This window comes from Stenotrophomonas sp. G106K1, assembly GCF_037969685.1.
Lineage (GTDB): Bacteria > Pseudomonadota > Gammaproteobacteria > Xanthomonadales > Xanthomonadaceae > Stenotrophomonas > Stenotrophomonas lactitubi.
Genome location: NZ_JBBPFR010000012.1, coordinates 42,692 through 58,340 on the forward strand (window position 1 = coordinate 42,692; position 15,649 = coordinate 58,340).

General features: G+C 66.8%; 14 protein-coding genes. 12 read left to right on the plus strand and 2 right to left on the minus strand.

Features of this window, described 5'->3' with window-relative positions; translation table 11 throughout:
• Window positions 1-12 precede the first annotated feature (12 nt).
• Genes WKB25_RS12170 through mmsB form a run of 4 tightly spaced genes read left to right on the plus strand, consistent with a single transcriptional unit; the run spans window position 13 to window position 4,035 of the window.
• Window positions 13-1,179: an acyl-CoA dehydrogenase family protein gene (locus WKB25_RS12170; protein WP_099819603.1), complete on the plus strand. Its 1,167-nt coding sequence runs from the start codon at window positions 13-15 to the stop codon at window positions 1,177-1,179.
• On the plus strand, window positions 1,176-1,973 hold the full coding sequence (locus WKB25_RS12175) for an enoyl-CoA hydratase (RefSeq protein WP_340570942.1): 798 nt from the start codon (window positions 1,176-1,178) through the stop codon (window positions 1,971-1,973). Before WKB25_RS12170 ends, WKB25_RS12175 begins: the two co-directional genes overlap by 4 nt.
• Window positions 1,970-3,148: an enoyl-CoA hydratase/isomerase family protein gene (locus WKB25_RS12180; protein WP_340570944.1), complete on the plus strand. Its 1,179-nt coding sequence runs from the start codon at window positions 1,970-1,972 to the stop codon at window positions 3,146-3,148. The genes WKB25_RS12175 and WKB25_RS12180 overlap by 4 nt, the downstream gene beginning before the upstream one ends.
• A complete protein-coding gene (gene mmsB / locus WKB25_RS12185; protein ID WP_089241468.1) occupies window positions 3,145-4,035 on the plus strand; it encodes a 3-hydroxyisobutyrate dehydrogenase in 891 nt (296 codons plus the stop codon). Before WKB25_RS12180 ends, mmsB begins: the two co-directional genes overlap by 4 nt.
• 152 nt (window positions 4,036-4,187) lie before the next feature.
• On the opposite strand, the gene WKB25_RS12190 is transcribed toward mmsB, so the two are convergent.
• Window positions 4,188-4,613 carry an organic hydroperoxide resistance protein gene (locus tag WKB25_RS12190; protein WP_004153735.1) on the minus strand — a complete coding sequence of 142 codons (426 nt, stop codon included), beginning with the start codon at window positions 4,611-4,613 and terminating at the stop codon, window positions 4,188-4,190.
• A gap of 111 nt (window positions 4,614-4,724) precedes the next feature.
• Complete coding sequence (locus WKB25_RS12195; RefSeq protein WP_340570945.1) at window positions 4,725-5,705, minus strand: cation transporter; 981 nt, start codon at window positions 5,703-5,705, stop codon at window positions 4,725-4,727.
• A gap of 208 nt (window positions 5,706-5,913) precedes the next feature.
• Between WKB25_RS12195 and WKB25_RS12200 the strand changes: the two genes are divergently transcribed.
• From WKB25_RS12200 to WKB25_RS12235, 8 genes are all read left to right on the plus strand, one after another.
• The gene (locus WKB25_RS12200) at window positions 5,914-7,368 is read left to right on the plus strand and encodes a SulP family inorganic anion transporter (protein ID WP_340570946.1); all 1,455 of its coding nucleotides are present in this window, start codon (window positions 5,914-5,916) and stop codon (window positions 7,366-7,368) included.
• A gap of 205 nt (window positions 7,369-7,573) precedes the next feature.
• Window positions 7,574-8,443 (plus strand): lysozyme inhibitor LprI family protein, encoded by an 870-nt coding sequence (locus tag WKB25_RS12205; protein WP_340570948.1) that lies wholly within the window; start codon window positions 7,574-7,576, stop codon window positions 8,441-8,443.
• Between the two features lie 53 nt (window positions 8,444-8,496).
• On the plus strand, window positions 8,497-8,901 hold the full coding sequence (locus tag WKB25_RS12210; RefSeq protein WP_340570950.1) for a lysozyme inhibitor LprI family protein: 405 nt from the start codon (window positions 8,497-8,499) through the stop codon (window positions 8,899-8,901).
• A 41-nt stretch (window positions 8,902-8,942) separates the two neighbouring features.
• Window positions 8,943-11,711 (plus strand): peptidoglycan-binding protein, encoded by a 2,769-nt coding sequence (locus WKB25_RS12215; RefSeq protein WP_340570952.1) that lies wholly within the window; start codon window positions 8,943-8,945, stop codon window positions 11,709-11,711.
• 109 nt (window positions 11,712-11,820) lie between these two features.
• On the plus strand, window positions 11,821-12,852 hold the full coding sequence (dusA, locus tag WKB25_RS12220) for a tRNA dihydrouridine(20/20a) synthase DusA (RefSeq protein ID WP_340570954.1): 1,032 nt from the start codon (window positions 11,821-11,823) through the stop codon (window positions 12,850-12,852).
• A 212-nt stretch (window positions 12,853-13,064) separates the two neighbouring features.
• Window positions 13,065-13,433, plus strand: coding sequence for a hypothetical protein (locus WKB25_RS12225; RefSeq protein WP_340570956.1), 369 nt, complete (start codon window positions 13,065-13,067; stop codon window positions 13,431-13,433).
• Between the two features lie 72 nt (window positions 13,434-13,505).
• Complete coding sequence (locus tag WKB25_RS12230) at window positions 13,506-14,189, plus strand: response regulator transcription factor (RefSeq protein WP_004136763.1); 684 nt, start codon at window positions 13,506-13,508, stop codon at window positions 14,187-14,189.
• A 22-nt stretch (window positions 14,190-14,211) separates the two neighbouring features.
• On the plus strand, window positions 14,212-15,636 hold the full coding sequence (locus WKB25_RS12235) for a sensor histidine kinase (protein WP_340570958.1): 1,425 nt from the start codon (window positions 14,212-14,214) through the stop codon (window positions 15,634-15,636).
• Window positions 15,637-15,649: the final 13 nt, after the last annotated feature.

The window sequence follows — 15,649 nt, forward strand, 5'->3', positions numbered from 1 at the left end:
CAGGGAGCAGCCATGAGCCACTCGATGACGACGGAACAGGAAGAAGCGCAGCAGGCGTACCGCGAAGCGGCGCGCGACTTCGCACAGGCCGAACTGGCGCCGCACGCCGCACGGTGGGATGCGGAGGGCATCTTTCCGCGCGAGGCGATCGCCAAGGCCGGTGAACTGGGCTTCTGCGGTCTGTACATGGACCCGGAAGTGGGCGGCAGCGGCCTGAGCCGACTGGACGCCGCCGTCGTCATCGAGGAGCTCGCCAACGTCGACCCGTCGACCGCGGCTTACATCAGCATCCACAACATGGCGTCGTGGATGGTGTCCAAGTGGGGCCAGCCGGCCCTGCGCGATGCCTGGGGCAATGACCTGTCGTCGGGCAGCAAGCTGGCCTCGTACTGCCTGACCGAGCCGGGTGCCGGTTCGGATGCAGCCTCGCTGAAGACCAGCGCCGTGCGCGATGGCGATTTCTATGTGTTGAATGGCGCCAAGGCCTTCATCTCCGGCGCCGGTGCCACTGAGCTGCTGGTGGTGATGGCACGCACCGGCGGTGCCGGTGCAGGCGGGGTCAGCGCGATCGCGGTGCCGGCTGACCTGCCGGGCATCAGCTACGGCCGCAAGGAAGAGAAGATGGGCTGGAACAGCCAGCCCACCCGCGGCATCACCTTCGAAAACGTCCGCGTGCCGGTCAGCCACCTTCTGGGAGAGGAAGGTGGCGGCTTCAAGCTGGCGATGAAGGGGCTCGATGGCGGCCGCATCAACATCGCCGCCTGCTCGCTGGGTGCTGCGCAGGGTGCGCTGGATGCAGCGCGCCGCTACATGGGCGAGCGCCGCCAGTTCGGCAAGGCGTTGTCCGAATTCCAGGCGCTGCAGTTCAAGCTGGCCGACATGGCCATCGAACTGGTCGCGGCGCGGCAGATGGTGCATACCGCTGCACGCAAGCTCGATGCCGGCGCCAGCGATGCCAACGTGTGGTGTGCGATGGCCAAGCGTTTCGCCACCGATGCCGGCTTCAACATCTGCAACGAAGCCCTGCAGATCCACGGGGGCTACGGCTACATCCGCGAATATCCGATCGAGCGCTTGCTGCGCGACAGCCGCGTGCACCAGATCCTGGAAGGCACCAACGAGATCATGCGGGTGATCGTTGCCCGTCACCTGCTCAACACCGAAGAGGAACTGCGATGAAGGATTGGCGTACCCAGGAGCACGTGGGCCTGAAGGTCGAGGCCGATGGCCACACCGCCGTGGTCACCCTGCACAACCCGCCGGCGCATACCTGGACCGTGCACAGCCTGTCGGCGCTGCGCGACCTGATAGGCGCGCTCAACGCAGACCGCGATATCTACGCGCTGGTGATCACCGGTGACGGCGAGAAGTTCTTCTCTGCCGGTGCCGACCTCAACCAGTTCGCCTCTGGCGACAAGGCTGCCGCACGCGAAGCGGCGCGCCGCTTCGGTGAAGCCTTCGAGGCGCTGTCCGCGTTCCGTGGCGTGTCGATCGCTGCGATCAACGGCTACGCCATGGGCGGCGGCCTGGAATGCGCGCTGGCCTGCGACCTGCGCATCATCGAAGACCACGCCCAGGTCGCGCTGCCGGAGGCTACCGTTGGCCTGCTGCCGTGCGCCGGTGGCACCCAGAACCTGCCGCGCCTGGTCGGTGAGGGCTGGGCCAAGCGCATGATCCTGCTCGGCGAGCGCATCAACGCCGAGACGGCGGTGCGGATTGGTCTTGCCGAAGAGAAGGTCGGCAAGGGCGAATCCAAGGCACTGGCACTGGACTGGGCGAAGAAGGCTGGCAAGCAGAGTCCGACCAGCATTGCCGCCTGCAAGATCCTGGTGCAGGCCACCCGCACCGGCACCCATGCGTCGGCACTGGTGGCCGAGCGCGAGGCTTTCGTCGATCTGTTCGACACCGCCGATCAGGTCGAGGGCGTAAGTGCTTTCCTTGAAAAGCGCGCCGCGCAGTGGAAGAACGCATGACCGCGGTCGACACGAACGTTGCCGAAGCACCGGTACTGTTCGAAGAACGCGCCGCTGGCAACGGCGCGCGCATCGGCATCGCCACGCTCAACGCACCGCGTACGCTCAATGGCTTCTCGCTGCCGATGGCACATCTGCTGTTGAAGCAGCTCAACGCGTGGGCCGACGATGACGGCATCGCGCTGGTGGTGCTGCAGGGCGCGGGTGAAAAGGCATTCTGTGCCGGCGGTGACCTGCACAGCCTGTACCAGAGCATGCTCGTCTACCGCGGGGCCGGCCGCACGGACATCCGCGAGAACGACTATGCCGCCGAGTTCTTCGACGTCGAGTACCGCGTCGACTACCTGATCCATACCTACGCCAAGCCGATCCTGTGCTGGGGCCATGGCATCGTGATGGGCGGCGGCATCGGCCTGATGTCCGGTGCCAGCCATCGCGTGGTCAGCGAGCGTTCCAAGCTGGCCTTCCCGGAAATCACTGTCGGCTTGTTCCCTGACGTGGGTGGCAGCTGGCTGCTGCCGCGCGTACCGGGCAACGGTGGCCTGTTCCTGGCCCTGACCGGTGCACTACTCAACCCGGGCGATGCGATCTACGCCGGCCTGGCCGACGTGCACGTGACCGAGGAACGCCGCAGCGCGGTGTTCGATGCGCTGCTGCAGGTGGCGTGGTCGGCCGATGCCGCACGCAACCACGAACGTCTGTCGCAGCTGCTGCTGTCGTTCGCCAGCGACGCAGCTACCGGCCCGCTGCTGGCCAATGCCGCGCAGGTCGATGCGCTGTGCGAAGGCGATGATCTCGCCGCCATCGTCGAACGCATCAGCACCCTGCAGACCGATGATGCCTGGTTGCAGGCGGCACAGAAGACCCTCGCCGCGGGTGCGCCGGGTTCGGCGCGGCTGGCCTTTGAACTGCAGCGCCGCAGCGTCGGCCAGGATCTGGCTAGCGTCTATCGGCTGGAATACATCACCGCACTGCATTGCGCCGCCCATGGCGATTTCGCCGAAGGCATCCGCGCGCTGCTGATCGACAAGGATCGCAACCCGCAGTGGAAGCCGGCCACGCTGGCCGAGGCCAGCCGCGCATGGGCCGACACGTTCTTCGCTTCCCCCTGGGCCGATGCCGCACATCCGCTGGCCGACCTGGGTACCCCTGTCGCTGAAAGGAGCCTGGCATGAGCCGCATTGCATTCATTGGGTTGGGCAACATGGGTGGCCCGATGGCCGCCAATCTGGTCAAGAACGGCCACACCGTGCGCGTGTTCGATCTGGTGCCGGCCGCAGTGCAGGCGGCGGTCGACGCCGGTGCCAGTGCTTCTGCATCGGCACGCGAAACCCTGGCTGACGCCGAGGTGGTTATCTCGATGCTGCCGGCCAGCCGCCACGTCGAAGGCGTGTACCTGGGCGACGACGGCATCCTTGCCGCGATTCCCGCCGGTGCGCTGGTCATCGACTGCAGCACGATCGCCCCGGCCAGCGCGCGCAAGGTCTCCGAAGCGGCCGCCGCACGAGGCCTGCAGATGATCGACGCGCCGGTGTCCGGCGGCACTGCTGGCGCGCAGGCCGGCACGCTGACCTTCATCGTCGGTGGTGAAGAGGACGCGCTGGAACGCGCCCGCCCGGTGCTGCAGGCGATGGGCAAGAACATCTTCCATGTGGGCGCCAGTGGCGCCGGCCAGGTCGCCAAACTTTGCAACAACATGGCGCTGGGCGTGATCATGGCCGTCACCGGCGAAGCCATCGCGCTTGGCGTGGCGCACGGGCTGGACCCGAAGGTGCTGTCGCAGATGATGGCGGTCAGCACCGGCCGCAGCTGGGCCACCGAAGTGTGCAACCCGTGGCCGGGCGTGCTGGAGAACGCACCGGCGTCGCGCGGCTACAGCGGCGGCTTCGGCAGCGACCTGATGCTGAAGGACATGGGCCTGGCGGTGGAAGCGGCGATGAGCGTCGGCGCCTCGATCCCGTTGGGCGAAGTGGCCCGCAATCTGTATTCGATGAATCACCAGGCCGGCCGCGGCAAGCTGGATTTCTCCAGCGTCGTGCAGTTGATCACGAGCGAAAAGTGACCTGGTAGTGCCGGCCGCTGGCCGGCAACCTCATGCCCCCTTGTGGGACAACGAAGGTGGGATGGGCGGATGCCCGGTTTCGACCGGCATCCGCCCATTTTTTTGGGGTCGGATCCCTTTCGCAGCGCGAAAGGGCTCTGACCCCTGCCGCATCAGGCAACGATCAGCGTCACGTCGATGTTGCCGCGGGTAGCGTTGGAGTACGGGCAGACGATGTGTGCCTTCTGCACCAGTTCTTCCACCTGCTCGCGTGGCACGCCCGGCACGTTGATGGTCAGCTCGGCTTCGATGCCGAAACCGGTCGGGATCTGGCCGATGCCGACCTTGCCGGTCACGGTGGTGTCGGCCGGCAGTGCGACCTTGGCCTGGCCGGCGACGAACTTCAGTGCGCCGAGGAAGCAGGCCGAATAGCCCGCAGCGAACAGCTGTTCCGGATTGGTGCCCGGGCCGCCAGCGCCGCCCAGCTCGCGCGGGGTCGACAGCTGGATGTCCAGCACGTTGTCGGAGGACACGGAACGGCCTTCGCGGCCGCCGGTGGAGGTGGCCTGGGCGGTGTACAGAACCTTTTCGATGGACATCGGGATGCTCCTGGTCAGTGGGTGGGTGGTGCGTTGGAGCCTACTTTGCCCGGATTCTCTACACGTTTGGTTACAACAAATCCGAAAAATTTGATTGAACGTCCTGTCAGCCTAGATCGTCCATTCCCGGTCAGTGGTGAACATGATGGTCAGCCAGCGGTCCGGCGATGATTCGCCCAGCGCATCACCGATCTCGTCGCGCAGGTGATCCCACTCCAGCAGGGGCCGCGGCGGGTCGTCCTCGCGCACCACGAAGAACAGCTCGATCTGTTCACCACGGCCTACCTGGGCCACGTAGCTGCGGTGTTCGACGAAGCCGTGCTTTGCAACGATCGCCCGCGCTACCGCATCCACGTGCGCCTGCAGTTCCGGCGGCGTGACCAGCAGGATGCCGGCCAGCGCGCGCCGCACCGTGCCCAGCGGCGCGATCATCACCAGCACGCAGACGAACGCCAGGATGGCCGGATCGATGTACGGCCCGACCCATGCCCACGACGTGCCGTGGACCAGCACACCGCCAAGGAAGGCCGCCAGGTAGCAGGCCGACATGCTCGCGGCGATCACCCAGTTCTTCGCATCCAGTGCGATGAACTCCGAGCCGATGCGCCGGTTCGCACGCAGCACGAACCAGGCAAGTGCGCTCTCGGCCACGATCGACAGTGCCGCGAAGATGATCGCGGGGCCAAGCGCGATCTGGCGGCCACCGGACATCAGCGCATCGACCGCATTGACCAGTGCATACAGCGCTGCGCCGATCATCAACGTACCGCTCACTCCCAGCACGATCGGTTCCAGGTGCCAGAAGCCCATGGTGAAGCGCTGGTTGAGGCGTGACTGCAGGGCGTCGGTCTGGGTGGACAGCGCGATCAGCCGCGCGACCAGCAATGACAGCCAGGTCATCACCACGTCGATCAGTCCGTAGATGCCATCGAAGATGATCAGCGAAGAATTGGCCAGCAGGCCGAACACCACCGCCGCTGCAGCCAACAGCAGCGAGCCGACAATGGACAGGCGCAGCACGCCCTGTTCGGTTGAGGGATCGAAGAAATGCGGGCGGTCGGTAGCCATGACCCAATTGTAGAGCGGAGCCATGCTCCGCTGCCTTTCGCGGCCGACCGCGCTACCCTCATGCAGCCGCCTCCCGTAGACTGCGTCCCTCCCATGTACCAACGCCCGCCTGCAGTGATCACGCCACCCTGAACCTTGCCGCCCTTCGGCAGCCGGCCCATCCGGCTCAGTAGCCCGTGTCTTTCCACTGCAGCGCCACGTGGCCCCGCCCGCGTGTGCGCGGAGCTTTTCCATGCAAGCGTCCTATCCCCTGCGCCAGCAATGGCTCGGCAATCTCCGTGGTGATCTGCTGTCCGGTGCCGTTGTCGCCCTGGCGCTGATTCCCGAAGCCATCGCGTTCTCGCTGATCGCTGGCGTCGACCCCAAGGTCGGCCTGTATGCCGCGTTCTCCATCGCCGTGATCACCGCCATCGCCGGTGGCCGGCCGGGCATGATTTCCGCTGCCACCGGTGCGATGGCATTGGTGATGGTCGACCTCGTTCGTGATCACGGCCTCCAGTACCTGTTCGCCGCCAGCATCCTGGCCGGCCTGCTGCAGGTAGTGGCCGGCGTATTCAAACTCGGTTCGTTGATGCGCTTCGTCTCGCGCTCGGTCATCACCGGCTTCGTCAACGCACTGGCCATACTGATCTTCCTGGCGCAGATGCCGGAACTGGTCGGCCGTGGGCCCACCGTCTACGTACTGTGTGCAGCCGGTCTGGCGATCATCTACCTGCTGCCACGCCTCACCCGTGCGGTGCCGTCACCGCTGGTGGCCATTGGCCTGCTCACTGCAGTGGTGATGGGGTTCGGCATCGACGTGCGCACGGTTGGCGATATGGGGCAGCTGCCCGACAGCCTGCCGCACTTCTTCATCCCCGACGTGCCGCTGACGTGGGACACCCTGCGCATCCTGCTGCCGGTCTCGGCCACGCTGGCAGTGGTCGGCCTGCTCGAATCGATGATGACCCTGCAGATTGTCGAGGACATCACCGAGACGCCCAGCGAGCGCAACCGCGAATGCGTCGGCCAGGGCCTGGCCAACACGGTCACCGGCTTCCTCGGCGGCATGGCCGGCTGCGCGATGATCGGCCAGTCGGTCATCAACGTGACCTCCGGTGGCCGCGGCCGCCTGTCCTGCCTGGTGGCCGGCGTGCTGTTGCTGGTGCTGGTGGTGTATGGCAGCGACCTGGTGCGGCAGATTCCGATGGCGGCGTTGGTGGCGGTGATGATCATGGTAAGCATCGGTACCTTCAGCTGGCGCTCGCTGCGCGACCTGCGCACGCATCCACGCAGCTCGTCGGCGGTGATGCTGTTGACCGTGGTGGTCACCGTGGCCACCCACGATCTGGCCAAGGGCGTGCTCAGCGGTGTGCTGTTGTCGGCGCTGTTCTTCGCCCGCAAGGTGGGCCGCATGTTGGATGTGCAGCGCGAGGAGGCCGGTGACACGCAGGTCTACCGCGTGCGGGGCCAGGTGTTCTTTGCCTCCGCCGGGCAGCTGGGTGCGGCGTTTGATTACCAACGCGTGGCGGCGAAGGTCGAGATCGACCTGCGCGAGGCCCACCTGTGGGATCTGACCGCGGTCGCAGCGCTGCAACGCGCGCAGGAAAAGCTCGCCGCGCACGGCGCCGAGGTCAGCGTTGTCGGCCTCAACGCCGCCAGCCAGACGCTGATCGAACAGGTGGGAGGGCGCGGCGGCGCACATTGACCGCGCGCCCTGTCGAGGTCTGTGCCGGGGCTCCATGCCTCGGTCTGGCAGGCGATTTCTGCGACGCCGTCCGCGCAAGCTGAATCCAGTCAGCCATCTGAAACCGCCGCTGTCGTAGGATTGCCACCGTGATGGGGCCGATGGACGGCCCCTCCCTGCCGGCGCCCGCTGGCGACACGCAAGGGAGATACACGCAATGCAGGCAATGGATGCCCGTCGGGGCAATGAACAGATCGTCTCCGGCCGTCGGTACTGGAGGGTGCTGGCCCTGTGCCTGGCGCTCACCGCCTGCCAGGCACCTTCTTCCCCTGCATCGGCCGAAGCCGCGCCCACCCCGGCATCGCTTGTCGCGGCATCGCCGACAGCCTCCCTCGGCCCAGCGCCTGGTGATTCCTCCGGGTACCCCGATGCGTCCTACACGGACGGTCGCCTGCGCCCGGCCTATGGCTGGTGCGTGGACGGCATGGAGGATGCGGGCAAGCTGCAGGCCTGCGGCAAGGACGAACTGGCCTATCAGGAGGGGCGCCTGCAGGAGGCTGCCAGCAAGGTCGTCGCCGGGCTTGATGCGGCGGCGAAGAATGCGTTCCTGGCCACCCAGGCGACTTGGCGCAGCGATACCGATCGCCATTGCGTCGCTCCGGCCACTACCGGGGGGCATGACCTGCAGAAGGCGCAGGAATGCCGCCTGTTCCGCGTGGCCAATCGTGCCGATCAACTGCTCGCGCAGAGTGCGCCCCCGGATACCTCCTATACCCAGGCAACGCTGCGGCCCGAATACACCCGTTGCGTGCAGGATGCCCGGGGCATGGACGACCAGCTGGAAGTCTGCGACTCGACCGAGCTCGCCCACCACAAAGCGCTGCTGGAAGCACAGGTCGCGCGATTGATGGACAGCCCCGACGGCCCGGCCAAGGATCGCTGGATGGACGAGCAGGCGAACTGGGCCGAGGACACCGACAAGCGCTGCAGTGCGGCCACGGAGAGCGTGGGTCAGGCGCTGGACGCGCAGTCGTGCCGCATCAACCGCTACGCCAATCGCGCAGTGGAACTGCGCAAGCGCATGCTGGCCCCCTGACGGGCCTCCGGCGTGTGCAGCGCATCGAAGCATTGATCGGTAGGAAGCAGACCATGGCGAGCAGGACCTTGGGCATTGTGGTGGCGGCGATGGCGGTGCTGTGCACCGGCCAGGTGCATGCGGCGTCCGCGCTGAGCGCGGCCTATCAGGCGTGCTCAGGCCACGCGCAGGGCACCATCGAAGAAGCCGCCTGCCTGTCCAGCGAATCGGACCGGCAGGACCGCCGATTGAACCAGGCGTACCAGCAGTTGCGGGAACGCCTCGACGTCACGGCCAAGGCCCATCTGCAGGCCGCGCAACGGGCGTGGCTGCAGTCGCGCCAGCGCGATGGCGAACTGGAAACCGCGCTGTACGACGATTCGCAGCCGGGCAACCTGCAACAGAAATTGAATGACACCGAGCGCCTGCGCGCGCGCGCCGATCAGCTGGAAACCTACCTGCGCCTGATCGGTCCGTAATCCGCAACACGGTCATCCCTCCACGGACCAGGAAGTGAGCCATGCCAAACAACATCGATACCCGTAACCTGGACGCAACCGCCGGCGCAGTGTTTTTCGCCGTCGGACGCGGCACCGAAGGTGGCGGATCGTCGTACCACCTCAGCATCGCCGGCATCACCAAGGGACTGGATGAGCCGAAGTGGGGCACGGTCAGCGCGGTTGCCGCCAACAGTGGCTATTCGCTGGGGACCATCCAGGTCGACTTCGGCCAGCGTGGCAAATGGCCGCTGGGCGCCACCGAAGAGCGTGCGCTGAAGCCCGGCGAGACGACCTACGTGGACGCGGTCATCCAGCAGGCCAGCAGCTATGCCAAGGCGCACCATCTGCCCTTCACCAACGACCATGCCGACCTGCGCGCCGATTTGCTCAGCCACGGCGACGGCCAGGGCAAGCGCTCCTCGATCCGCTTCATTGATGTCCCGACCCGCGACAGCATCAACGCCTGGGCCGGGTCGCCCGAAGGCAAGCAGTGGATCCACACCCACGTGGACTACCCGCAGGTGCGCAACGCCACCCGCATCGCCATGACCATGCTGGACAAGCACGGTAGTGGCATTGCAGAAGACAAGCGTTTCGAAGCGATCGCGCTGATCGCCAAGTCCGCCAACCAACTGCCTGGGACACTACCGCAGCTGGAAGCCGTGCTGAAGCGGGGCGGCGACTACCAGGACCTGCGCGACAAGGCGGCCGAGATCCGCCAGGACAAGAAGTACTATGCCGGCCTGGCGGCCGCTGACGTCGCCGCTGGCTATGAAGAGGCTTATCCCAGCCATTCGGCGGAGATGGATCGCGCGCATCTGAAAGTGGGTCGCCGCGACTTCGCGCCTGCCAACGAAGGCAACGACCCCGACATCCGCGTAGCGCTGGAACAGGCGCGCTCGCACAAGCACGGTGGCGGTGGCCCGCAGGTGCTGAAAGAGGGCTCTACCGGCCGCGCGGTGGAAAAGCTGGAGCACAACCTGCACGCGCTGGGCTATGGCGGCGCGGGTGCCCAGGCGATCCATCCTGATCGCCAGTTCGATGCCAGCACCCGGCAGGCCGTCGAAGCCTTCCAGCGCGACCACCGTCTGAATCCGGTCGATGGCAAGGTGGGGCCTGCGACGCTGGGTGCGATCGACCGTGAGGCGCGCGCGCTGCAGCGTGACATGGCCGCGCTCGGCCTGACCGATGCGCATGGCAAAGCGATCACCGCCGATGGCTACCTGGGGGCCGGCAGCCAGCACGCCATCAATGTGTTCCAGCAGCAGCACCATCTGCCGGCGACCGGCATGGCCGACGCACAGACGCGCCGCGCCATCGATGCCGAGGCCGCACAGCATCGCCCTGCCGCGCCTTCGCCTGCTGCGCCGACCGCGCCGACCGCGCCGGCAGCCCCGACGAGAGCTGCGCCACCCGCAGCGCAGCAGCACACCGATCCTGCCGGCGCCGCAGCGCCCGGTGGCGAGCGCATTTCCGTAGTGGAACCCTTCGGCAACGGCAGCAGCAATCGCGTCCTTCGCCACGGCATCAGCGGCGAGGACGCGTTCCGCGAGCTGAAGATCCACCATCCCAACACCAATGCCGCCGCCGTGCGCGCCGGCGATGCCAGCAAGGTTGACCGCACCGCGGACATGGTCGACGGTGAACTGGAGGCCGTGCGCAAGCGTGGGGACATCAACGGCATTCCGCTGGTGCAGAAGGACCTGATCCTCACCGACCGTGCCGGCGGGCGCAGCCTGATGATTCCCAGTCCGGTGGCCGGCTACGTCAAGCTCAACAACGACGGCACCAATTCCATCAGCATCTACAGCCATCCGGTCGGCGATTCCCGCCGCGAGCTGGTGGGCCAGGTGTTGCACGGCGCCGTCGGCTCCATCCCGTACAAGACCGGCGATTTCGTCGAGTACGGTGCGCCGCTGGTCCGCCAGTCCGATGTGGGGTCACCCGGTGCGGTGCACGCACATATCGAAGTGGAGCCGGCGCAGTTCCGGCGCTATCTCGGCGACATGCTCAACGACCGCATCACCCTCGGTGGCAAGGTGCACGCGCAGGGGCCCGAAGCGGCGCAGGCCGCACGTGCCACGCAGCAGGCGCCGATGGCCGATGGCATGCTGGTGAAGGGCGAACGCGGCGACGAGGTCAAGGTTCTGCAGGGCAAGCTGGCCGCGCTGGGGTACACCGCAGCCGACGGCAAGGCGCTGGGCACCGACGGCATCTTTGGCAAGGACACGCTGGCAGCGGTCAAGCAGTTCCAGGCCAACAACGGCCTGGAGCAGGATGGCAAGGCCGGCCGCCAGACCCTGGCGCGCCTGGACGACCCGGCTGCAGTGAAAGCCGGCGCGCAGACCGCCGCCGCCCCGGCACGCACCGAACCGACCGCACCGGCGGCCCCGAGCATGCGCGACCCTTCGCACGCCGAGAATCCGCGCTTCAACCAGGCGCTGGAGAAACTGCAGGTGCTGCAACAGCAGCGCGTGCAGGCCGGGCTCTGCCCGCTGTTCGCCAACGCGCAGGACACCGAACGCGCCGCCGGCCAGCTGGCCTACGAGAGCAAGGTCGCCGGCATGCGCCAGATCGACCACGTGGTCGCGCGCCCGGATGGCAGCGGTCTGTTCGCCGTGCAGGGCAACGTCGGCGACCCGGCCGCGCAGCGCACCTTCGTCGACAGCCGTCAGGCCGTGTCGCAGTCGGTCGAGGCCAGCACCCGTCAGACCGAGGAACTGGATATCCAGTTCAACCAGCGCGTGCAGGAACAGCAGCAGGAGCAGATGAAGGGGCGCGCGCAGTAAGGTCGCCGCGGTGGGTTCCCGGGACCGGTCGTACGCCGGCTCCGGGCAGTACTCCGGGCCCCGCCGTCGCCGTTCAGCCCGGCGGTGTAAACTATTGATCTCACTGGCAATGCCAGTCTCCACGATCAACCGCCCGATGACGTTCGCCACCGCCCGTTACGCTGATTCCCTGCGCCTGTCCGTCGCCCCCATGATGGACTGGACCGACCGCCATTGCCGGGTGTTCCACCGCCTGCTGGCGCCGGGCGCGCGGCTGTATACCGAAATGGTGCACGCCAACGCGGTGATCCACGGCGATCGCCAGCGCCTGCTAGGTTTCGATGCCATCGAACAGCCGCTGGCGCTGCAGTTGGGTGGCAGCGATCCGGCCCTGTTGGCACAGGCCGCGCGTATCGCCGCCGAGTGGGGCTACGACGAGGTCAACCTCAACTGCGGCTGCCCGTCCGACCGCGTGCAGGCCGGGCGTTTCGGCGCCTGCCTGATGCGCGAGCCGGTGCTGGTGGCCGAGTGCGTATCGGCCATGGTCGAGGCGGTGGACATCCCGGTGACGGTGAAGTGCCGCCTGGGCGTGGACGAGGACGACAACTACGACGTATTCGCCAGCTTCGTCGACCGCCAGGTCGATGCCGGTGCCGCAATGGTGGTGGTGCACGCGCGCAATGCCTGGCTGAAGGGCTTGTCGCCGAAGGAGAACCGCGAGGTTCCGCCGCTGAAGTACGGCTGGGCCTATCGCCTGAAGCAGGAGCGCCCGGCGCTGCCGGTGGTGCTCAATGGCGGCCTGGCCAGCATCGAGGCAGTGCAGGCGCAGGCCGCGCACGTCGATGGCGTGATGCTCGGCCGCGCGGCCTACCACGACCCCTATCTGCTGCATCAGCTGGAGGCCCTGCACACCGGCGCGCCGCTGCGACCGCGCGGCGAACTGCTGCGCGCCCTGCGTCCTTACGTCGAAGCCCGCTTGGGCGAGGGCCTGGCCCTGAAGCACATCACCCGCCACATCCTCGGCCTGTTCCACGGCCAGCCCGGTGGCCGCGTATTCCGCCAGGTACTGAGCGAGGGCGCACACCGCCCGGGCGCCGGCTGGGCCCTGATCGAGCAGGCGCTGGAAGTGACTGATCGCGGTGCTGATCGCGCTGCAGCGTGAACGTCGTCACATTCCTGACTTGACAAGCGGAGCGGATTCGTTCCGAATGTTCACTTAACTGAACGACGCGACGGAGCCTCCCGAAAAGTTCAGACCGGATTCACCGCCCGAAACCAAGAATTTGCAAAAGATTTGTAAAACGCCGGGTTCCATTCCGGTGCCCGGATTTACGACTTTTGAACGAATCGCCGTGCTCGGCTAGGATCGCATCGATGTCTTCCGCTCCCTTCCACCGCTGTATTGCCCTGGCCACCTGCGTGGTCCTGGCGTCTGCCCCGCTGTCTTCGGCGCTGGCGCAGGACCCGCAGCGGGAACAGGGGCGCGCTGAAATGATGGAGCGCGGTGGCCGTGGCGCCAGCAACGAGCGTTCGCTGTCCGATGCCGTGCGCCGCGTGCAGCGCACCACCGGCGGCCACATCCTGGGCGCCGAGCGGGTGCCGTTCGATGGTCGTGACATCAACCGGGTCAAATACATGGACGACCGCGGTCGGGTCCGCTACATGGACGACCCCGCCCCGGCACGTTCACAACCGCGCACGCCGCGGTCGGATATGTCATCACTACGCGGCGATAACCCCTGAACAGGGATAGTTGTCGCTATCAACCCGTACCCACAGGCCTCCGGGCCGCACCCAGCACACTAGGGAGAGTTCATGCGTATCCTTCTGGTCGAAGACGAAGCCCCGCTGCGTGAGACCCTGGCAGCCCGGCTCAAGCGCGAAGGTTTTGCCGTCGATGCAGCGCAGGACGGCGAAGAAGGCCTGTACATGGGCCGCGAAGTCCCGTTCGACGTCGGCATCATCGACCTTGGCCTGCCCAAGATGTCGGGCATGGAGCTGATCAAGGCCCTGCGCGACGAAGGCAAGAAGTTCCCGGTGCTGATCCTGACCGCGCGTTCGAGCTGGCAGGACAAGGTCGAGGGCCTGAAGCAGGGCGCCGACGATTACCTGGTCAAGCCGTTCCATGTGGAAGAGCTGCTTGCCCGCGTCAACGCGCTGCTGCGCCGCGCCGCAGGCTGGAGCAAGCCGACCCTGGAATGCGGCCCGGTCGCTCTGGACCTGGCAGCGCAGACCGTCAGCGTGGCCGGCAGCAATGTCGACCTCACCAGCTACGAGTACAAGGTGCTGGAGTACCTGATGATGCATGCCGGTGAACTGGTCTCCAAGGCCGACCTCACCGAGCACATCTACCAGCAGGACTTCGATCGTGATTCGAACGTGCTGGAAGTGTTCATCGGCCGCCTGCGCAAGAAGCTGGACCCGGATGGCGAACTGAAGCCGATCGAGACCGTGCGCGGTCGTGGCTACCGTTTCGCGATTCCACGCAACGAGGGCTGAGGCCTTCAGCAGGCGATAAACGATGTCCGGCCGTCTGTGGTTCTTCCGACGCTGGCGGCCGCGCTCTCTGCAGGCGCGCCAGATGTTCGCCGCGTCCGTGGGTCTGGTCGCGTTCCTGGCCCTGGCCGGTTACGCGCTCGATGCCGCCTTCGCCGACACGGCGAAGGCGAACCTGCGTGAGCGCCTGAAGAACTACGCCACCTCCTACGCGGCCGGCATCGACTTCACCCGCGACCGCTCGCTGTACATCCGCGAGCAGCCGCCGGATCCGCGTTTCGACGTGCCCGGCAGTGGCCTGTACCTGCAGGTGGTGATGCCCGACGGCAAGGGCAATTCAATGTCCGCCGAAGGCCCGATGCTGCCCACCGTCGGCGGCGGCCTGCTGGCGCCGCGCCAGGAAGTGTTCGAAGGCCCGCTGCCGATGATCCAGATCGACGGCAGCCAGGGCTCGGTGTACCGCTATGGCCTGGGCCTGGTATGGGATGCCGACGCCGACCCGGCCACCGAATTCCCGTACACCATCTACGTGATGGAAGACTCGCGCGCGCTGGGTGCGCAGCTGCGCGTGTTCCGCAGCCGGGTCTGGTTCTACCTGGGTGGCATCGGCCTGATCCTGCTGCTGCTGCAGACGGTCATCCTGCAGTGGAGCCTGCGTCCGTTGCGGCGGGTGATCACCGAGCTGACCAAGGTCCAGCGCGGCGAGACCGAGCGCATGAGCGAGCGCCACCCGCGCGAGCTGGAGCCGTTGACCGACAGCATCAATGCCTTCATCGAGGGTGAGCGTGAGAACCTCGAGCGCCAGCGCAATACCCTGGCCGACCTGGCGCACAGCCTGAAGACGCCGATCGCGGTGCTGCGCACGCAGATGGACAGCGGTGCCGGAGATGAAGCGCTGCGCGAAGAACTGGACGTGCAGCTGCAGCGCATGAACAACCTGGTGTCCTACCAGCTGGCACGCGCGGCCTCGTCGGGACACAAGCTGTTCTCGGCACCGCTGCCGATCGAATCCAACGCCGAGGAAATCGTGCGCGGCTTGGAGAAGGTCTATGCGTCGAAGGGCGTGCTGTGCGAATTCGACATCGACCCGGCAGCGCGCTTCCACGGTGAACCGGGAGATCTGCAGGAACTGCTGGGCAACCTGCTGGAGAATGCCTTCAAGTGGGCCAAGCGCCGCGTGTTGCTGACCGCGCAGCCGCTGCCAGCGTCGAACGCGCGTCGCGCCGGTCTGCTGCTGGCGGTGGATGACGATGGCCCGGGCATCGCCCCGGAAGACATCGGCAAGGTGCTGCAGCGTGGCGTGCGCGGCGACGAGCGCGTGCAGGGCCACGGCATCGGTCTGTCGATCGTGCAGGACCTGATCAAGGATTACCGCGGCGAGCTGCAGGTGTCCCGTTCCAATGAACTGGGTGGCGCCCGTTTCGAAGTGCAGCTGCCGCCGGGACCGTAAGGTCTCGACGCAT

Bases quoted from the DNA above. Each gene is read 5' to 3' on its own strand.
- WKB25_RS12170 (WP_099819603.1), top strand. From the start codon at position 13: ATGAGCCACTCGATGACGACGGAACAGGAAGAAGCGCAGCAGGCGTAC.
- WKB25_RS12175 (WP_340570942.1), top strand. From the start codon at position 1,176: ATGAAGGATTGGCGTACCCAGGAGCACGTGGGCCTGAAGGTCGAGGCC.
- WKB25_RS12180 (WP_340570944.1), top strand. From the start codon at position 1,970: ATGACCGCGGTCGACACGAACGTTGCCGAAGCACCGGTACTGTTCGAA.
- mmsB (WP_089241468.1), top strand. From the start codon at position 3,145: ATGAGCCGCATTGCATTCATTGGGTTGGGCAACATGGGTGGCCCGATG.
- WKB25_RS12190 (WP_004153735.1), bottom strand. From the start codon at position 4,613: ATGTCCATCGAAAAGGTTCTGTACACCGCCCAGGCCACCTCCACCGGC.
- WKB25_RS12195 (WP_340570945.1), bottom strand. From the start codon at position 5,705: ATGGCTCCGCTCTACAATTGGGTCATGGCTACCGACCGCCCGCATTTC.
- WKB25_RS12200 (WP_340570946.1), top strand. From the start codon at position 5,914: ATGCAAGCGTCCTATCCCCTGCGCCAGCAATGGCTCGGCAATCTCCGT.
- WKB25_RS12205 (WP_340570948.1), top strand. From the start codon at position 7,574: ATGGATGCCCGTCGGGGCAATGAACAGATCGTCTCCGGCCGTCGGTAC.
- WKB25_RS12210 (WP_340570950.1), top strand. From the start codon at position 8,497: ATGGCGAGCAGGACCTTGGGCATTGTGGTGGCGGCGATGGCGGTGCTG.
- WKB25_RS12215 (WP_340570952.1), top strand. From the start codon at position 8,943: ATGCCAAACAACATCGATACCCGTAACCTGGACGCAACCGCCGGCGCA.
- dusA (WP_340570954.1), top strand. From the start codon at position 11,821: ATGCCAGTCTCCACGATCAACCGCCCGATGACGTTCGCCACCGCCCGT.
- WKB25_RS12225 (WP_340570956.1), top strand. From the start codon at position 13,065: ATGTCTTCCGCTCCCTTCCACCGCTGTATTGCCCTGGCCACCTGCGTG.
- WKB25_RS12230 (WP_004136763.1), top strand. From the start codon at position 13,506: ATGCGTATCCTTCTGGTCGAAGACGAAGCCCCGCTGCGTGAGACCCTG.
- WKB25_RS12235 (WP_340570958.1), top strand. From the start codon at position 14,212: ATGTCCGGCCGTCTGTGGTTCTTCCGACGCTGGCGGCCGCGCTCTCTG.